16 protein-coding genes are annotated in these 16,398 nt (G+C 64.1%); 3 read left to right on the top strand and 13 right to left on the bottom strand.

The genetic code is table 11. The features are described 5' to 3' along the window. The first annotated feature begins 55 nt into the window (after positions 1 to 55). On the top strand, positions 56 to 2,254 hold the full coding sequence (gene yccS / locus BM275_RS09865) for a YccS family putative transporter (protein WP_090520880.1): 2,199 nt from the start codon (positions 56 to 58) through the stop codon (positions 2,252 to 2,254). Between the two features lie 156 nt (positions 2,255 to 2,410). Here yccS and BM275_RS09860 read toward each other — a convergent pair whose 3' ends face one another. After that, on the bottom strand, positions 2,411 to 3,280 hold the full coding sequence (locus BM275_RS09860; protein WP_244153870.1) for a substrate-binding periplasmic protein: 870 nt from the start codon (positions 3,278 to 3,280) through the stop codon (positions 2,411 to 2,413). 25 nt (positions 3,281 to 3,305) lie between these two features. Here BM275_RS09860 and BM275_RS09855 point away from each other — a divergent pair, with 25 nt between their 5' ends. Further along, positions 3,306 to 4,490 (top strand): BaiN/RdsA family NAD(P)/FAD-dependent oxidoreductase, encoded by a 1,185-nt coding sequence (locus BM275_RS09855; RefSeq protein ID WP_090521181.1) that lies wholly within the window; start codon positions 3,306 to 3,308, stop codon positions 4,488 to 4,490. A gap of 24 nt (positions 4,491 to 4,514) precedes the next feature. Here the strand turns inward: BM275_RS09855 and BM275_RS09850 are convergent, their stop codons facing one another. The 6 genes from BM275_RS09850 to BM275_RS09825 form a co-directional block, all read right to left on the bottom strand. Next, the gene (locus BM275_RS09850) at positions 4,515 to 4,697 is read right to left on the bottom strand and encodes a hypothetical protein (protein WP_023446034.1); all 183 of its coding nucleotides are present in this window, start codon (positions 4,695 to 4,697) and stop codon (positions 4,515 to 4,517) included. 64 nt (positions 4,698 to 4,761) lie between these two features. After that, the gene (locus BM275_RS09845; protein WP_023446035.1) at positions 4,762 to 5,079 is read right to left on the bottom strand and encodes a hypothetical protein; all 318 of its coding nucleotides are present in this window, start codon (positions 5,077 to 5,079) and stop codon (positions 4,762 to 4,764) included. Between the two features lie 152 nt (positions 5,080 to 5,231). Then, positions 5,232 to 7,454: a putative bifunctional diguanylate cyclase/phosphodiesterase gene (locus tag BM275_RS09840; protein ID WP_090520876.1), complete on the bottom strand. Its 2,223-nt coding sequence runs from the start codon at positions 7,452 to 7,454 to the stop codon at positions 5,232 to 5,234. A 222-nt stretch (positions 7,455 to 7,676) separates the two neighbouring features. After that, positions 7,677 to 8,150 carry a hemerythrin domain-containing protein gene (locus tag BM275_RS09835; RefSeq protein WP_046617546.1) on the bottom strand — a complete coding sequence of 158 codons (474 nt, stop codon included), beginning with the start codon at positions 8,148 to 8,150 and terminating at the stop codon, positions 7,677 to 7,679. 92 nt (positions 8,151 to 8,242) lie between these two features. Continuing rightward, positions 8,243 to 8,521 carry a DUF3509 domain-containing protein gene (locus BM275_RS09830; RefSeq protein WP_003301474.1) on the bottom strand — a complete coding sequence of 93 codons (279 nt, stop codon included), beginning with the start codon at positions 8,519 to 8,521 and terminating at the stop codon, positions 8,243 to 8,245. A 177-nt stretch (positions 8,522 to 8,698) separates the two neighbouring features. Continuing rightward, positions 8,699 to 9,313, bottom strand: a complete 615-nt coding sequence (locus BM275_RS09825; protein WP_014818787.1) for a class I SAM-dependent methyltransferase — start codon at positions 9,311 to 9,313, stop codon at positions 8,699 to 8,701. Between the two features lie 314 nt (positions 9,314 to 9,627). Between BM275_RS09825 and BM275_RS09820 the strand changes: the two genes are divergently transcribed. Beyond that, positions 9,628 to 10,008, top strand: coding sequence for a response regulator (locus BM275_RS09820; protein ID WP_014818786.1), 381 nt, complete (start codon positions 9,628 to 9,630; stop codon positions 10,006 to 10,008). A gap of 60 nt (positions 10,009 to 10,068) precedes the next feature. On the opposite strand, the gene fba is transcribed toward BM275_RS09820, so the two are convergent. The 6 genes from fba to tkt all read right to left on the bottom strand — a co-directional run bounded on the left by fba (position 10,069) and on the right by tkt (position 16,356). Beyond that, positions 10,069 to 11,133 carry a class II fructose-bisphosphate aldolase gene (gene fba / locus BM275_RS09815; protein ID WP_014818785.1) on the bottom strand — a complete coding sequence of 355 codons (1,065 nt, stop codon included), beginning with the start codon at positions 11,131 to 11,133 and terminating at the stop codon, positions 10,069 to 10,071. Between the two features lie 179 nt (positions 11,134 to 11,312). Beyond that, positions 11,313 to 11,648: an MliC family protein gene (locus BM275_RS09810; RefSeq protein WP_090520874.1), complete on the bottom strand. Its 336-nt coding sequence runs from the start codon at positions 11,646 to 11,648 to the stop codon at positions 11,313 to 11,315. Positions 11,649 to 11,671: 23 nt separating this feature from the next. Beyond that, positions 11,672 to 11,866 (bottom strand): hypothetical protein, encoded by a 195-nt coding sequence (locus tag BM275_RS09805; protein ID WP_014818783.1) that lies wholly within the window; start codon positions 11,864 to 11,866, stop codon positions 11,672 to 11,674. A 134-nt stretch (positions 11,867 to 12,000) separates the two neighbouring features. Beyond that, positions 12,001 to 13,161 (bottom strand): phosphoglycerate kinase, encoded by a 1,161-nt coding sequence (locus tag BM275_RS09800; protein WP_042927228.1) that lies wholly within the window; start codon positions 13,159 to 13,161, stop codon positions 12,001 to 12,003. A 48-nt stretch (positions 13,162 to 13,209) separates the two neighbouring features. Then, positions 13,210 to 14,256: an erythrose-4-phosphate dehydrogenase gene (gene epd / locus BM275_RS09795; protein ID WP_045666226.1), complete on the bottom strand. Its 1,047-nt coding sequence runs from the start codon at positions 14,254 to 14,256 to the stop codon at positions 13,210 to 13,212. Between the two features lie 102 nt (positions 14,257 to 14,358). After that, a complete protein-coding gene (gene tkt, locus BM275_RS09790) occupies positions 14,359 to 16,356 on the bottom strand; it encodes a transketolase (protein WP_046617543.1) in 1,998 nt (665 codons plus the stop codon). Positions 16,357 to 16,398 lie beyond the last annotated feature (42 nt).

Below are 16,398 nucleotides of genomic sequence, written 5' to 3'. Positions count from 1 at the left end.
GTGACAGTGTTCGTGGCAGCTTCGTCCAATCTGGCCTCCCCCAACGGAACGCTCCATGCCGCAACCCTCGCTCAGCCAGTTTTTACGTCGCCTGTGGGCGCTGGAGAAGTTCGGCTACAGCCTGCGTGTACTGATCGCCATGGCCGGCAGCATGGGTCTGAGCTGGTATCTCGGGCAGCCAACACTGATCATTCCGCTGTTCCTCGGCATCATCGCCAGCGCGCTGGCGGAAACCGACGACAGCTGGCTCGGACGTCTCAACGCGCTGCTGGTAACGTTGCTGTGCTTCAGCATTGCCGCCGTCGCGGTGGAGCTGCTGTTCCCATACCCCTGGCTGTTCGTCGCCGGCCTGGCGCTTTCCACCTTTGCGCTGGTCATGCTCGGCGCGCTCGGCGAGCGCTACGGGGCCATTGCCCAGGCCACCCTGATTCTCGCGATCTACAGCATGATCGCGGCCGATCAGCGCGATGGCGCACTGCAGCATCTGTGGCGCGACCCCATGCTGCTGGTGGCGGGTGCGGCCTGGTACGGCCTGCTGTCGGTGGGCTGGAACGCGCTGTTCGCCCATCAGCCGGTGCAGCAGAGTCTGGCGCGGCTGTACCGCGAGCTGGGCCTGTATTTTCGCTACAAGGCCGCGTTGTTCGAGCCGGTGCGTCAGCTGGACGTGGAACAGCGCCGCCTGGAACTTGCGCAGCAGAACGGCCGGGTCGTCAGCGCGCTCAACGCAGCCAAGGAAACGCTGCTGAATCGCCTGGGCAACGGCCGCGGCGGCGGCAAGATCAATCACTACCTCAAGCTGTATTTCCTCGCCCAGGATCTGCACGAGCGGGTCAGCTCGTCGCATTATCCCTACCAGGCGCTGGCCGAGGCCTTCTTCCACAGCGATGTGCTGTTTCGCTGCCAGCGCCTGTTGCGGCTGCAGGCCAGCGCCTGCGTCGACCTCGGCGAGGCTATCCAGATGCGCCAGGTGTTTCGCTACAGCGAGGCCAACGGGCAGGCGCTGGAGGACCTGCAGGCCTCGCTGGAGCACCTGCGTGAGCAGAACAATCCGGCCTGGCGCGGCCTGCTGCGCTCGTTGCGTGCGCTGTCAGGCAACCTTTCCACGCTGCAGCGCCAGCTCGCCAGCGCCAGCGACCCCGGCACCCTGGAGGGCGAGCAGGACAGCAGCCTGCTGGACCGCCAGCCGCAGTCCCTGCGCGAGGCATTCAATCGCATTCGCCTGCAGCTGACGCCGACTTCGCTGCTGTTCCGCCACGCCCTGCGCATGACCATCGCCCTGGTCTGCGGCTACGCGGTGCTGCATGCCATCCATCCCGAACAGGGTTACTGGGTGCTGCTGACCACGGTCTTCGTCTGCCAGCCGAACTACGGCGCCACGCGAATCAAGCTGGTGCAACGCATCAGCGGCACCTTGCTCGGCCTCATCGCCGGCTGGGCACTGTTCGATCTGTTCCCCAGCCAGCCGATCCAGGCCTTGTTCGCGGTGGTCGCTGGCGTGGTGTTCTTCGCCACCCGCAGCACGCGCTACACCCTGGCCACGGCGGCGATCACGCTGATGGTGCTTTTCTGCTTCAACCAGGTCGGCGATGGCTACGGGCTGATCTGGCCGCGGCTGTTCGATACCCTGCTCGGCAGCCTGATCGCCGCTGCCGCGGTGTTCCTCATCCTGCCGGACTGGCAGGGTCGACGCCTCAATCAGGTGGTCGCCAACACCCTCAGCTGCAACAGCGACTACCTGCGCCAGATCATGCGTCAGTACGACAGTGGCAAGCGCGACGACCTCGCCTATCGCCTGGCCCGGCGCAACGCGCACAACGCCGACGCAGCGCTGTCCACCACGCTGTCGAACATGCTGCTGGAGCCCGGACACTTCCGCAAGGATGCCGAAACCGGCTTCCGCTTCCTGATCCTCTCGCACACCTTGCTCAACTACCTCTCCGGCCTTGGCGCCCATCGCGAGAGCCTGCCGGACGACGCCAGCGATGCCCTGCTGGAGCGCGCCGCGCAGCAACTGGCGACCAGCCTCGACGACCTGGCCAGCGCGCTGGCGCAGAACAAGCCCGTCGCCATCTACAGCGAAGATGAAGAGGCGCTGGCGCAGCAGCTGGAGCAGACCCCGGACGAGATGGACGATGCCCATCGTCTGGTACAGACCCAGCTGGGGCTCATCTGCCGGCAGCTGGCACCGCTGCGCAGCATGGCCTCCCACCTGATCAAGCAACAACCGGCAGGCCAGGGACAGGATTCGCGCTAGTGGCCTGTGCGGTGAGTTGGTTGATGCACGTTCGGATGAAAATGGCTCCGAGACAAGGCGCTGCGACGAGTCATAGCGGGCTATGGCGAGGAGCAGCAACGCAGTATCGGGACCATGGGCGCCGAAATTGACCAACTGAACTTACCAAAAAGGCCACTAAGGCAACGCCGTGGGGACCGGCATTCCGTGGCGCGCGAAGATCACCGCGTAACTGCCATCCTCGACCATCGCAGCGATCTCCCGGTTGAAGGTGGCGATGATATCGCTGAGCCGAGGATGATCGCTGCGCACCACCAGCGACAGCCCCACCCGCCGGAACTCGCCCGGCACGAAGCGGAGCGCATCCTGCTCATGCCCCAGCTCGCGCTCGAGATGGAACAGCGCAGTACGCTCGTCCTCCAGCGTCAGGTCGACCCGCCCGGCAAGCACCATCTTTGCCGCCTGGACGAAGTTGGCGGCATAGCCCTTCTGCAGCCGCGTGTCCTCGTTCAGCTCGTCGCTGTACATGTAGCCCCGGCTCAGCGCGATGGGGTGGTCGATCAGGCTGTCGAGCCCGTCATAGCGGATGTCGCTCTCGCGGCGCTGGACCCAGCGCATCCGGTTGCTCAGAAACGGGCGTGAGCTGAGCGTGTAGTCGACGCGCTTGACCGTCGGCCAGCCGTTGATCATGTCGTAGCTGCCGTTGCGCAGGCCCAGCAGAGCGCGCTCCCAGGGCACTTCGATGTATTCCACCTGATAACCCCCACGGCCGAGCGCGGTGCGGATGAGCTCGACCGACAATCCTTCCCCGGGCAGGCTGCGATCGGTGTAAGGCGGCCAGACGTTGCCGGCCAGACGAAGCACTTCGGCCGGCAACGATGCGCTTGCCAGCAGCAATATCAACCCGATGACCCGCCGTATGCCCGTCAAATTCTCTCGCTCTTCTGGCGAAACGCTATCAGCTCCAATCAAAGCACAAAGCCCGCCAGTTGACGCCAGCGTCTCGTCGGATGTCGGGCTGCATCGGAAGCGCGGCAGGAGTACCATCGCGCGTTTTCCGACGAGGTTAGCGCTGGTGCAGACTGACGTGGTGGTAATCGGTGCCGGTGCGGCCGGTCTAATGTGCGCCTTCACCGCCGCTGCGCGGGGCCGCCAGGTCCTGTTGCTGGACCACGCCAACAAGGCCGGCAAGAAGATCCTCATGTCCGGTGGCGGCCGCTGCAACTTCACCAACCTGTACACCGAGCCGTCGAATTTCCTCTCGAGTAACGCGCACTTCTGCAAGTCGGCGCTGGCGCGCTACACCCAGTGGGACTTCATCGAGATGGTCAGCCGTCACGGCGTGCCCTATCACGAGAAGAAGCTCGGTCAGCTGTTCTGCGATAACAAGTCCAGCGACATCCTCGAGATGCTGCTGGACGAATGCGCGCAGACCGGCGTGGATCTGCGTCTGGACACCCCGGTCGAGTCGATCGAGAAGCATGCTGAGGGATATCTGCTGTACACCGGCATCGGCCCGGTGCGCTGCCAATCGCTGGTGATCGCCACCGGCGGCCTGTCGATTCCGACCCTCGGCGCCAGCGGCTTCGGCTATCAGATCGCGCGGCAGTTCGGCCACAACGTGCTGCCGACACGCGCTGGACTGGTGCCTTTCACCATCACCGAGCCGCAGCTCAAGACGATCTGCGCCGAGCTGTCCGGCACCTCAGTAGAAGATTGCCTGGTCAGCTGCAACGGCCAGAGCTTTCGCGAAAACATCCTGTTCACCCACCGCGGGCTCTCCGGCCCGGCGATTCTGCAGATCTCGTCCTACTGGCAACCGGGAGATGTGGTGCACATCAACCTGCTGCCACATCTCGACCTCGGCGAGTGGCTGGCGACGCAGAAGCAGGAGCGCCCCAATGCAGAGTTGAAGACGCTGCTCGGCGAGGTTTTCACACGCAAGATGGCCGGGCTGCTCTGCGAGCACTGGTTCGCATCCAGACCGCTGAAGCAATACGTACCCAGCGAACTGGAAGCGATTGCCGAGAAGCTCGCAGACTGGCAGCTGGTACCGGCCGGCACCGAAGGGTATCGCACGGCAGAGGTGACGCTGGGCGGGGTAGATACGCGGGAAGTGTCATCCAAGACCATGGAATCGCAGAAATCAGCAGGGCTGTATTTCATCGGCGAGGTGCTGGACGTTACCGGCCACCTGGGTGGTTTCAACTTCCAGTGGGCTTGGGCATCGGCCTACGCCGCAGGCCAGTTCGCCTAGCCTGCGCGACGCCGAATCGACGATCTACTCGTTGGCCTGGTTGGACGGCGGCGAAATTTCCCGCGGCCCGGCAGGATCGGTCGCGGTGTTCTGATATTCCTGCTGGTTGCGGCTGTTGTTATCCAGCGCGGACTCTTCGTCGTCCGGCGAGCACCCGGCCAGAGCCAGCGCGGTCAGCGCACCGGCGAATGCAAATTTCCACTTCATCGCTGTCTCCTGCTGAAGGCACCCCGCGGCAAGCGAGGGGTGCCCGGATCACGCGGTGCCGAACTTACTGCGAAGTACCGGTGCCAGTGCCAGTGCTGGGCGCGGTGCCAGAGCCGGATTCAGTGCCCAGGCCGCTACCGTTGTCGGCCGGCGGGGTCGCCATGTCTCCCGAGGCACCAGTGCCGGTACCCGTCCCGGTGCTCGGCGCCGTGCCGGTCCCGGTGCCACTGCCTGCAGGCGGGGTGGTGGTGTCAGTGGAAGGGGCGGCGGGCTGCTCGGTAGTCGCCGGCGGCGGGGTCGGCTCGCGCTCGCGATCTTCATCCGGGCCGCAACCGACCAACAGGAGCCCGAGTACGGGGGGCAGCAGATAGGTAAGACGCATGGTTAACCTCCTTCAGAGTGGTCCGGCAGTGGCCGGCGAATTCTTGAATCCAGCAGATTCACAGAAGGTTGACCCCCGTTTGCCGCAAGAGTGCCCTGACCGCCCCGTCAGAGCCCATCCCCGACCGATCGGCTCGACGGTCGTCGTGATCGTTACGCGACCGCCGGCTGCGCGGGACGCAGCCGCCAGAGCCCGTCGACACAGCGCTCGCCGTCGAACAATGCCTGAAGTTCCGTAGCCGGCCGCGGCCGGCTGAACCAATAGCCTTGCACCAGCTGGCAGCCCTCGGCCACGAGGAACGCCACCTGCTCGGGGTGCTCCACGCCTTCGGCGACGACTGCCAGGCCGAGGCTCTGGCCAAGGCCGATGACGGCGCGACTGATCGCCACCGAGTCGGCATCGTCCGGTGCGGCGGCAATGAAGCTGCGATCGACCTTTAGCACATGCAGCGGGTAACGTTTGAGGTAACCGAGCGAACAATAGCCAGTACCGAAGTCGTCCAGCGCCAGGCGAACACCCAGCGCGGCAATCTCGTGCAGCGCGCCCATCATCAGCTCGCTGTCCTGCATCAAAAGCGTCTCGGTGATCTCCAGCAGCAGGCTCGCGGGCGGCAGGCCGGTTTCACGCAGCACACGGGCCAGCAGCGCGGCGAAACCGGGCTGCTGCAGCTGACGAATCGACAGGTTGACCGCGCAGTACAGCTGGCTCTGACCCGCCAGCTGCCAGCGGCGCACCTGACAGCAGGCCTCGCGCAGCACCCACTCACCAACCCGGACGATCTCGCGCGACTCTTCCAGCACCGGAATGAACTCATTGGGCGCCACCGGCTGGTTGTTGAAGCGCCAGCGCAGCAGCGCTTCAACGCCGACCAGATAGGGTTGATCGCCTGCTACACGGCAGATCGGCTGATAGTGCAAGGTGAATTCACGGCGCGTCAGCGCCTGCGCCAGTGCGCTCTCGAGCTCCAGCTGGCGCGCTGCCTTGGAATGCAGGCCATCGCAGAACAGCGCGAATTGGTCCTTGCCGGCGCTCTTGGCCCGGTACAGCGCCAGATCAGCCGCCTGCAGCGCGTTCAGCGCCTGGCCGTCACGCTGCAAGGGCGCGATGCCGATGCTGGCGCTGACCGACAGCGTTCGCTCGCCGAGCTGCAGCGGCTGACGCAGCGCGACCAGCATCCGTTGCGCCACACGCTCGGCATCGGCCTCGCAGGCCAGATCGCCGAGCAGGGCGACGAACTCATCGCCGCCGAAGCGTGCTAGGTGATCGCCGGGGCGCAGGCAGCGCAGCAAGCGCTGCGCCACCTCGACCAGCACCTGGTCGCCGGCGCCATGCCCGAGACTGTCGTTGATCAGCTTGAAGCGGTCCAGGTCCACGAACAGCAGCGCGGCAGCGCGTCCATGGGGACGCTGCTGCACCTCCTTGAGCAGCTCCTCGAGGTGCAGGCGGTTGGCCAGGCCAGTCAGCGCATCGTGACGTGCCGCGTGACGCAAGCAGTCTTCGGCGGCCTTGCGCGCGCTGATGTCGGTCTGCGAACCGGCCATGCGCAAGGTCCCCAGCTCGCAGCGTTCGGCCACACCGCGCACCAGCACCCAGAGGTACTCACCGCGCTCGGTACGGACGCGATACTCGTGAACCAGCGAAGGGCTGCGCCCGTTCAGGTGGTCGGCGATGGCCTCGCGCAACCCGGGCAGATCGTCCGGGTGCACCCGTTCGAACCAGCTGCGGCTGCAGTAGCTGGGTTGTGCTGGCATTGCCAGCATGGCGGTCCAGCGCTCGGAAAGGTGCAGCCGGTCATGCTCGACGTCCCACTCCCAGATGCCGTCTTCGGAGCCGCGCAACGCGCGCGTCAGGCGCGCTTCACTGTCCTCCAGCGCATGTCGCTGCGCCGCACTGTAGGTGTCGATGGCGAGAATCATGTCGAAGAAAACGATCTTCAGCAGGCTGTCGTAAATCGCATGCTGCTCGTCGTCGCCTACGAGGGCGCGCAGCATTTCCGACAGATAGAGGCGGTAAGCCCCGAGATACCACTCCAGGTCGACGCCGACGCGCTGATGCACCAGCCCGACCAGCAGGCGATCACGCACATAGTCGCGCTCATATGGTCCGCTCCAGAGGCGGCGGTAGTACTCCTGCTGGCGCTGTTTGAGGCGTGTCAGACCGGCGCGATCGCTGCGCATCGCTGACGGCTGGCCGAAGTCGGCAAGGTGTTCATAGAGTTTTTCGATGAAGACCCGATGCGCCGGCTCGAGCTCAGCAGCCGCCCGGTTAAGGCGCAGCGCATCGCTGGCTTGCCATTGCAGGAAACGCTTGCGCGTAAGGATCTGGTCGAGGCCCAGCCCGACTCGTTGCAACAGCGCCTTCAGCTCGTCTTCCATGCCTTTCCCGATGCGATGGCCCGCCCGGCGCGCCCACCTTCGCTTGGCTTTCTGCCAGTCAGGGGCGACGATCAGGTGTGGTACCAGTTGATGCCATAAAGCCATCTAGGGTCGCAGCGGCGCTTCGTCGCATTATTGATGCAAGTCAGCGAAGCGATGGGTCCGGGGACAGACGATAGTCGGGCGCACCGAGGCAGGACGCCCCGGCAGCCCATCCGGTACTCAGGCCGCCAGCTTGGCGGTGAGCTCCTTCTTGAGGCGGGTGCGTAGTTCGTTCATCTGCTCACCCATTTCCTCGAGGCGCTTGGCATCGAAAAGCTCGCGTGCCTGCGGGAACATTTCCGATTCCTCTTCCTCGATATGGTGCTCGAGCAGCTCCTTGCACACCTTGGCGCGACCGGAGAATTCGAGGCTGCCGGGATCGGTTGCCTTCAGATCCGGCAGTACCAGAGCATCCACCGCACGGTGTTCTTCCTTGGCCTCGTGGTACATCTTTGCTTCTTCCTTGCCGCCAGCCTCCTTGTAGGCGGGATAGAGAATCTGCTCTTCAAGCTGGGTATGGATGGTGACTTCCATTTCCAGCTTGCTCAGCAGCTCGGTGCGTGTCTTCACGGCACGCTCGGTGGAATCGGTCAGGCGCGTCAGCAGGTCCTTCACGCGCTCATGATCCTCAATCAACAGGTCGATGGCGTTCATGTGGCTATCCTCTTCGGCTTCACGGCAAACGAACCGGGCTCTGCGGCCCGGTGTCGAAAAATATGGCTGCGGTCATCCCGCAGCCGAGCGGCTCAGGCGTACTCGTAGGTCGGCAGTGCGGTACGGCTCTGGCTCTGCAGATGTGCGATGGAAGGCGACATCCCCGCCTCCAACGCGAGGTCCCGGCGTACCGAGCTGACGACCCATTCCAGTTGCATCCGGGTCTGGGTCTGGCCCTTGGAAAGCGCTCGCTTGACCAGAACACGGTCGTCGTTGCGCAGGGTTAACAGCAGCCCGCCATCCGGGCGGGGCTCGGTGAGCACTTCGAACTCAGGGAATGCGGCAGTGAGGAATTGTTGTGCAGCGGTCATTGTTCTGTACTCCAATAAGTTCCAGCGAACCTAACGGAGCAGCGTTCGTGCCAACCTAACCAATGATTTTTTATCTACCAAAAACAATAACTTATGAAATTATGCCCAGGCATTAAGCCGTGCAAAACGCAATACGAAGCGTGATGCAGGTTGCATTCTGCGGTCTGCATTGGCCGTTCAACCTTTACGCCAGACACTCGCTAGCCAAGGTTGTTCCTCCCGTGGCAGCCCGGCGGGGCGGTAGTAGTGTTCCAGTTCGACGAAACCGGCGGCCAGCACGCGTTCGCGCCAGGTCGGCCAGGCATACCAGACGCCGTAGCGATCGCCACTCCAGCCCTCCTGATCCTGACCGCGCGGGTTGGAGCAGAACAACACCCCACCCGGCTTCAAGCTATCGCTCAGCTGCAAAAGAACCCTGGGCAACTCGGTGCTAGGCACGTGAAACAGCACCGCATTGGCAAAGATGCCATCGAACGATTCGGCCGGAAGCTCCAGTTGCAGCAGATCCTGATGCCAGACTTCACAGCCACTGTCGGCGCGCGCCATCTCGACGAACGCCTCTGTTCCATCGAGGCCTATCGCCACATGCCCGCGGGTTCTCAGGGTCTTCAGATCACGACCTGGACCACAGCCGAGGTCGAGGATGCGCAGCGGCGGTTCTGCCTGAATGTGACGCAGAAGGGCATCGATGTTCTGGCTGACGTCGTGGTCGAGCGTACCCTCGCGGAAAGCCTCTGCATTGAGGCGGTAGTAATCGAGCGTGCGCTGCGCGGCGGCCTCGGTATCGTTCATGGGCGACTCCAGCAAGAGAATGGCGCAACCCTAGCGCGGCCTCGAGCCTAGGGCCAGTGCTGCGACCGACCTGTACTGCTGGTCAGGCGCCCCCGGCTAGGCGCCCCCGGCTAGGCGCCCCCGGCTAAGGTAGGCATTGAGCGTTGCGCCTGGAACGGCGAGGATGCCACTCACAACGTGCGCCAGCGCACAGTAGCCGGCGGAAAGCGACGACCGTCCGGCTGCAGGACTGAAACTTGCAGCGCGTAACCTGTCGAAATCCTGTCCGGCTCTACAACGGCTGGAATGCAGCGAAACGCAACATCGAGACCACCATGAACCACGCACTGCCGAAAATCGTTCTGCTCGTCGAAGACGAGCCGCATATCCTCAGCCTGCTCTCGGACTATCTGGCCAGCGAGGGCTACCAGGTACTGGAAGCGGACAGCGCGCCCAAGGCATTCGAAATCCTGGCGACCAAACCGCAGCTGGATCTGTTGGTAACCGACTTCCGCCTGCCCGGCAATGTATCCGGAGTGATGATCGCCGAGCCGGCACTCAAGCTGCGGCCCGACCTCAAGGTGATCTTCATCAGCGGCTATCCGATTGAAATCTATGAATCGGGCAGCCCCATTGCGCGCTCGGCGCCGGTGCTGGCCAAGCCCTTCGCCCTGGACACGCTGCACAGCCAGATTCAGGCATTGCTCGCCAGCTGACCGACACTGCGCCGAAACGAAAAAGCCCGCATAGCGCGGGCTTTTTCACGTCTGGACGGATCAGTTGATCTTCGGGTCCAGTTCGCCGCTGGCGTAGCGCTGGAACATGCCTTCCAGGGAGATCGGCTTGATCTTGCTGGCGTTGCCGGCGGTACCGAAGGCCTCGTAGCGGGCGATACAGATGTCGCGCATGGCCGAGACGGTCTTGGCGAAGTACTTGCGCGGGTCGAACTCGCTGGGGTTCTTCGCCATGAACTCGCGAATCGCGCCGGTGGAGGCCAGACGCAGGTCGGTGTCGATGTTGACCTTGCGCACGCCGTACTTGATGCCCTCGACGATTTCTTCGACCGGCACGCCGTAGGTTTCGCCGATTTCACCACCGTACTGGTTGATGATCTGCAGCCACTCCTGCGGCACCGACGAGGAGCCATGCATCACCAGATGAGTGTCCGGAATGCGCGCATGGATTTCCTTGATGCGCTGGATCGAAAGGGTGTCGCCGGTCGGCGGCTTGGTGAACTTGTAGGCGCCGTGGCTGGTGCCGATGGCGATCGCCAGGGCATCGACCTTGGTCTTGGCGACGAAGTCGGCGGCTTCTTCCGGATCGGTCAGCAGCTGGCTGTGGTCCAGTACGCCCTCGGCACCGACGCCGTCTTCCTCGCCGGCCATACCGGTTTCCAGGCTGCCCAGGCAGCCCAGCTCACCTTCCACGGAAACACCGCAGGCGTGAGCGAAGGCCACGGTCTGCTGGGTCACGCGCACGTTGTAGTCGTAGTCGGCGGGGGTCTTGCCGTCTGCCTGCAGCGAACCGTCCATCATCACCGAGGAGAAGCCGAGCTGGATCGAACGCTGGCAGACATCCGGGCTGGTGCCGTGGTCCTGGTGCATGCACACCGGGATGTGCGGGAATTCTTCGATTGCCGCCAGGATCAGATGACGCAGGAACGGCGCACCGGCGTATTTGCGGGCACCGGCGGAAGCCTGGACGATCACCGGGGAGTCGGTCTTGTCAGCCGCTTCCATGATGGCGCGCATCTGCTCGAGGTTGTTGACGTTGAAGGCCGGCACGCCGTAGCCGAACTCGGCGGCGTGGTCGAGCATCTGGCGCATGCTGATGAGTGCCATGTTTTCCTTTCTCCCGGTCTGGGTCGTTTGATCGTGTAGAGCCTGCCGCAGTGGCCGACGCTGTTCAAGCGCCGCACGCTGGGCGCGGCATTGTAGTGGCGGGGGCGGCAAATGCCAGCGTCCCGCCAGCTTTCAGTCGAAAACCCCGCATCGGCGAGGCCTGTATGAATCATTAGCCGCTAAATGCTGATGAGCGACGCACTGCAGCCATGGGCCAGCACCTTGTCATCGGCGACGCGGTACACCAGCGCCTCGTTACCCTTGTCGTGGAAAGCGAGTACGCCATCGCTATAGAAACTGCCGCGGGTGGCTGGTTCCTTTCGCAGGGTATGAATACGTTCGTCATTGCCCAGTTTCAGGTCGATCGCCGTGTGCTGATCGTCAGCGTATCGCCAGGCGATGTTCTGTTGACTCTGGCATTTCCAGCGCACGAATGGCGCATCCGGGCCGGATTGCCAGTGGCCACAACCGCCGAGCAGCAACGCTGCGATCAGCATGGACAGGCCTTTGTTCATTCCTTCTCCTTGGCAAACGGTGATCACGGGCAATCCTGCAGGCCGTCTTGCGTGGTGATGGTCGGGTCGCCCGTGGCCTGCATTTCGACGCGCTGGTCATGCTCGGCAGTCGGGCTGAGGACAGGCGGTGGGTCGAGTACCTGGCAAGCGCTATCCGGTGAATTCCCGGCGCAACCGGCCAACCCCAGGCAGCAAACAGCAACTACGGCATATCGCATGGTGCATCCCCTTTCCTTGTTCCAGATAGAACAAAGACCACGGCAAGCCGCCGGGGTTGCCCCATGCGCTGCCGGCCCAGCATCTCCTGGGCCGGCAGCGCATGGGGCAAGGCGTTCGCCTCGCGCGCGAAGTTTCAGTCGGCGCGCTGTTCCAGCACTTCGACCGCCGGCAGCACCTTGCCCTCGACGAACTCGAGGAAGGCGCCACCACCGGTGGAGATGTAGGAGATCTGCTCGGCCACGCCGTACTTGTCGATGGCTGCCAGGGTGTCGCCGCCTCCGGCGATGGAGAACGCCGGGCTCTGGGCGATGGCCTGAGCCAGCACCTTAGTGCCGTTGCCGAACTGGTCGAATTCGAACACGCCGACCGGACCGTTCCAGAGGATGGTCTGCGAAGCCTTGAGCATTTCGCCGAACATGGCGGCGGTCTTCGGTCCGATATCGAGGATCATGTCGTCGTCGGCGACGTCGGCGACAGCCTTGACCGTGGCCTCGGCACTCTCGGCGAACTCCTTGGCGACCACCACGTCCACCGGCAGCGGCACGGCAACCTTGGCCGCGATGGCCTTGGCGGTGTCGAGCAGATCCGCTTCATGCAGCGACTTGCCAACGTTGTAACCCGCCGCGGCGAGGAAGGTGTTGGCTATGCCGCCACCGACGATCAGCTGGTCGCAGATGTCGGCCAGCGAGGTCAGCACGTCGAGCTTGGTCGACACCTTGGAACCGGCGACGATGGCGACCATTGGCTTGGCCGGGGTTTTCAACGCTTTACCCAGGGCATCCAGCTCTGCCGCCAGCAGCGGGCCGGCGCAGGCCACCTTGGCAAACTTGGCCACACCATGGGTCGAGCCCTGGGCGCGGTGCGCGGTGCCGAAGGCGTCCATGACGAAAACGTCGCACAGCGCGGCGTATTTCTGCGCCAGCTCGTCGGTGTTCTTCTTCTCGCCCTTGTTGAAGCGCACGTTCTCCAGCAGCACCAGCTCACCCGGCTGCACCTCGACGCCTTCGAGGTAGTCCTTGACCAGCGGCACTTCGCGGCCGAGGGCCTTGGACAGGTAGTCGGCGACCGGCTTGAGGCTGTCTTCCTCGCTGTAGACGCCCTCTTCCGGTCGCCCCAGGTGCGAGCAGACCAGCACTGCCGCGCCCTTCTCCAGCGCCAGCTTGATGGTCGGCAACGAGGCCAGGATGCGTGCATCGCTCTTCACCGCGCCATCCTTCACCGGCACGTTGAGGTCCTCGCGGATCAGCACGCGCTTACCCTGGAGGTCGAGATCGGTCATCTTCAAAACGGTCATGTTGGTCTTCCTTAAGGTCGAGAAGCAGCGATGTTCCAGGCGCGGGGGCTAGGTGCGATTGGCCACGCGCAGATAGTGGTCGGTGACGTCGAGCATGCGGTTGGCGAACCCCCATTCGTTGTCGAACCAGGCCAGCAGGTTCACCAGGCGCGGGCCGGACGCGCGCGTCAGGCTGCCGTCGACGATCGCCGAATGCGGATCGTGATTGAAATCGCAGCTGGCGTGGGGCAGCTCGGTATACGCCAGCAAGCCCTGCAAGGGCCCGCCTTCGGCGGCCTCGCGCAGCACCCGGTTGATCGTTCGCGCATCGGTATCGCAGGCGGTTTGCAGCGTGATGTCCAGACAGGAGACGTTCACCGTAGGCACCCGCACCGCTTTGGCCTGAATCCGCCCCGAGAGTTCCGGCAGCAGGCGTTCGATACCCCGCGCCAGGCCGGTGGACACCGGAATTACCGACTGGAAGGCCGAACGGGTGCGGCGCAAGTCCTCATGATGGTAGGCGTCGATCACCGGCTGATCGTTCATCGCCGAGTGAATCGTGGTGATCGAGGCGTACTCGATGCCCACCGCGTCGTTGAGCAGCTTGAGCAATGGCACGCCGCAGTTGGTGGTGCAGGAAGCGTTGGACACCAGCCGCTCGGAACCCGTCAGCTGTTGCTGGTTGATGCCCATGACCACCGTGGCATCGACATCCGCCGCGCTGGCCATCGGCTGCGAGAACAGCACCCGCGGCACACCCGCGGCGAGAAAGCGCTCGCCATCGGCGCGACTGGTGTAGGCGCCCGAGCACTCCAGCACCAGATCGACGTCCAGCGCCCGCCAGTCGATGGCCTCGGGCGTCGACTCGCGCAGCACCTTCACGCAGTGTCCGTTGAGGTGCAGGCAATCGCCGTCCACGCTCACTTCCCCGGGAAAGCGGCCGTGGGTGGAGTCGAAACGGGTGAGGTATTCCAGGCTGGCCATGTCGGCCAGATCGTTGAGGGCAACGAACTGAAAATCGAAGGCGGCGCCGCGCTCATAGAATGCACGCAGCACGCAACGGCCGATGCGGCCGTAGCCGTTGAGGGCGACGCGATAGGGACGGGCGTTGGCCATGGGTTCTTCGTCGGTCCTGCAGGTGGAAAACCGATGTTCTCCACCCTACGCGGATGGGGCTCGATGGGTGGATGGCCGCAGCCATCCACCCCATCTTTGCGGTCAGTCCTCCAGCAGCTCTTCGGCGACGGCGAGGATGTTGTCGACGGTGAAGCCGAATTCCTCGAACAGCTGGTTGGCCGGAGCCGATTCCCCGTAGGTGGTCATGCCGATGATGCGACCGTCAAGGCCGACGTATTTGTACCAGTAGTCCGCGTGCGCCGCCTCGACGGCGATGCGTGCACCGACTTCCACCGGCAGCACCTGCTGCTTGTAGGCGGCGTCCTGGGCATCGAACACGCTGGTGCAAGGCATCGAGACGACACGCACCTTCCGGCCCTGCTCGGTCAGCTTGTCGGCGGCCTGCACCGCCAGACTGACTTCCGAACCGGTGGCGATGAGGATCAGCTCCGGCTCGCCGACGCAGTTCTTCAGGATGTACCCGCCGCGGGCGATGGCCGCCTCGGTCTCGTTGTCGCGCACGTGGAACGGCAGGTTCTGGCGCGAGAAGATCAGCGCGCTCGGGCCGTCCTTGCGTTCGACCGCATGCTTCCAGGCCACCGCCGACTCGACGGTATCGGCCGGGCGCCAGGTGTCCAGATTCGGCGTGGTGCGCAGGCTGGTCAGCTGCTCGATCGGCTGGTGAGTCGGGCCATCTTCGCCAAGACCGATGGAGTCGTGGGTGAAGACGTAGAGCACGCGCTGCTTCATCAGGGCGGACATGCGCACGGCATTGCGGGCGTATTCCATGAACATCAGGAAGGTTGCGCCGTACGGAATCAGGCCGCCGTGCAGGGCGATGCCGTTCATGATCGCGGCCATGCCGAACTCGCGCACGCCGTAATACATGTAGTTGCCCGAGGCGTCCTCAGCGACTACCGGCTTGCAGCCCTTCCACAGAGTCAGGTTGGAGCCGGCGAGGTCCGCCGAGCCGCCGAGCAGCTCCGGCAGCAGCGGGCCGAAGGCATTCAGACAGTTCTGGCTGGCCTTGCGGCTGGCGATGGTTTCGCCCTTGGTGGCGACTTCACGGATGAACTCGCTGGCCTTGTCGGCGAAGTCAGCCGGCAGCTCGCCGGCCATGCGCCGCTTGAACTCGGACGCCAGCGCCGGGAATTCGGTTTCATAGGCGGCGAAGCGCTTGTTCCACTCGTTCTCCGCGTCGGCGCCCTTCTGCTTGGCGTCCCACTCGGCGTAGATCTCGGCCGGGATTTCGAACGGGCCGTGTTTCCAGCCCAGCGCCTCGCGGGTCAGCGCGATTTCGGCATCACCCAGCGCAGCGCCGTGGGATTCTTCCTTGCCCTGCTTGTTCGGCGAGCCGAAGCCGATGATGGTCTTGCAGCAGATCAGCGTCGGACGGTCGCTCTTGCGCGCGGTCTCGATGGCCATCTGGATCTCGTCGGCGTCATGGCCGTCGACGTTGCGGATCACCTGCCAGCCATAGGCTTCGAAGCGACGCGGGGTATCATCGGTGAACCAGCCGTGCACTTCGCCGTCGATGGAGATGCCGTTGTCGTCGTAGAAGGCGATCAGCTTGTTCAGGCCAAGGGTCCCGGCCAGCGAGCAGACTTCGTGGCTGATGCCTTCCATCATGCAGCCGTCGCCGAGGAACACATAGGTGTTGTGGTCGACGATGTTGTGGCCGGGGCGGTTGAACTGCGCCGCCATGACCTTCTCCGCCACGGCGAAACCGACAGCGTTGGCCAGGCCCTGACCGAGCGGACCGGTGGTGGTCTCGACGCCGGCGGTGTAGCCGAACTCCGGGTGGCCCGGGGTTTTGCTGTGCAGCTGGCGGAAGTTCTTCAGGTCATCGATGGTCAGGTCGTAACCGGTCAGGTGCAGCAGCGAGTAGATCAGCATCGAGCCATGGCCGTTGGACAGCACGAAGCGGTCGCGGTCGGCCCACTGCGGGTTGGTCGGGCTGTGCTTCAGATGATCGCGCCAGAGGACTTCGGCGATGTCCGCCATGCCCATGGGGGCACCCGGGTGGCCGCTGTTGGCTTTCTGCACAGCATCCATGCTGAGGGCGCGGATGGCATTGGCTCGCTCACGACGGCTGGGCATCGCTGAATCTCCTGCGGGTGTACGTAGAAAAAGGCGGCCATT

The organism is Stutzerimonas kunmingensis (genome assembly GCF_900114065.1).
Classification (GTDB): Bacteria; Pseudomonadota; Gammaproteobacteria; order Pseudomonadales; family Pseudomonadaceae; genus Stutzerimonas; species Stutzerimonas kunmingensis.
The sequence above is the reverse complement of the archived record's forward strand: the minus strand, read 5'-3'. Positions and strand labels throughout refer to the sequence as shown.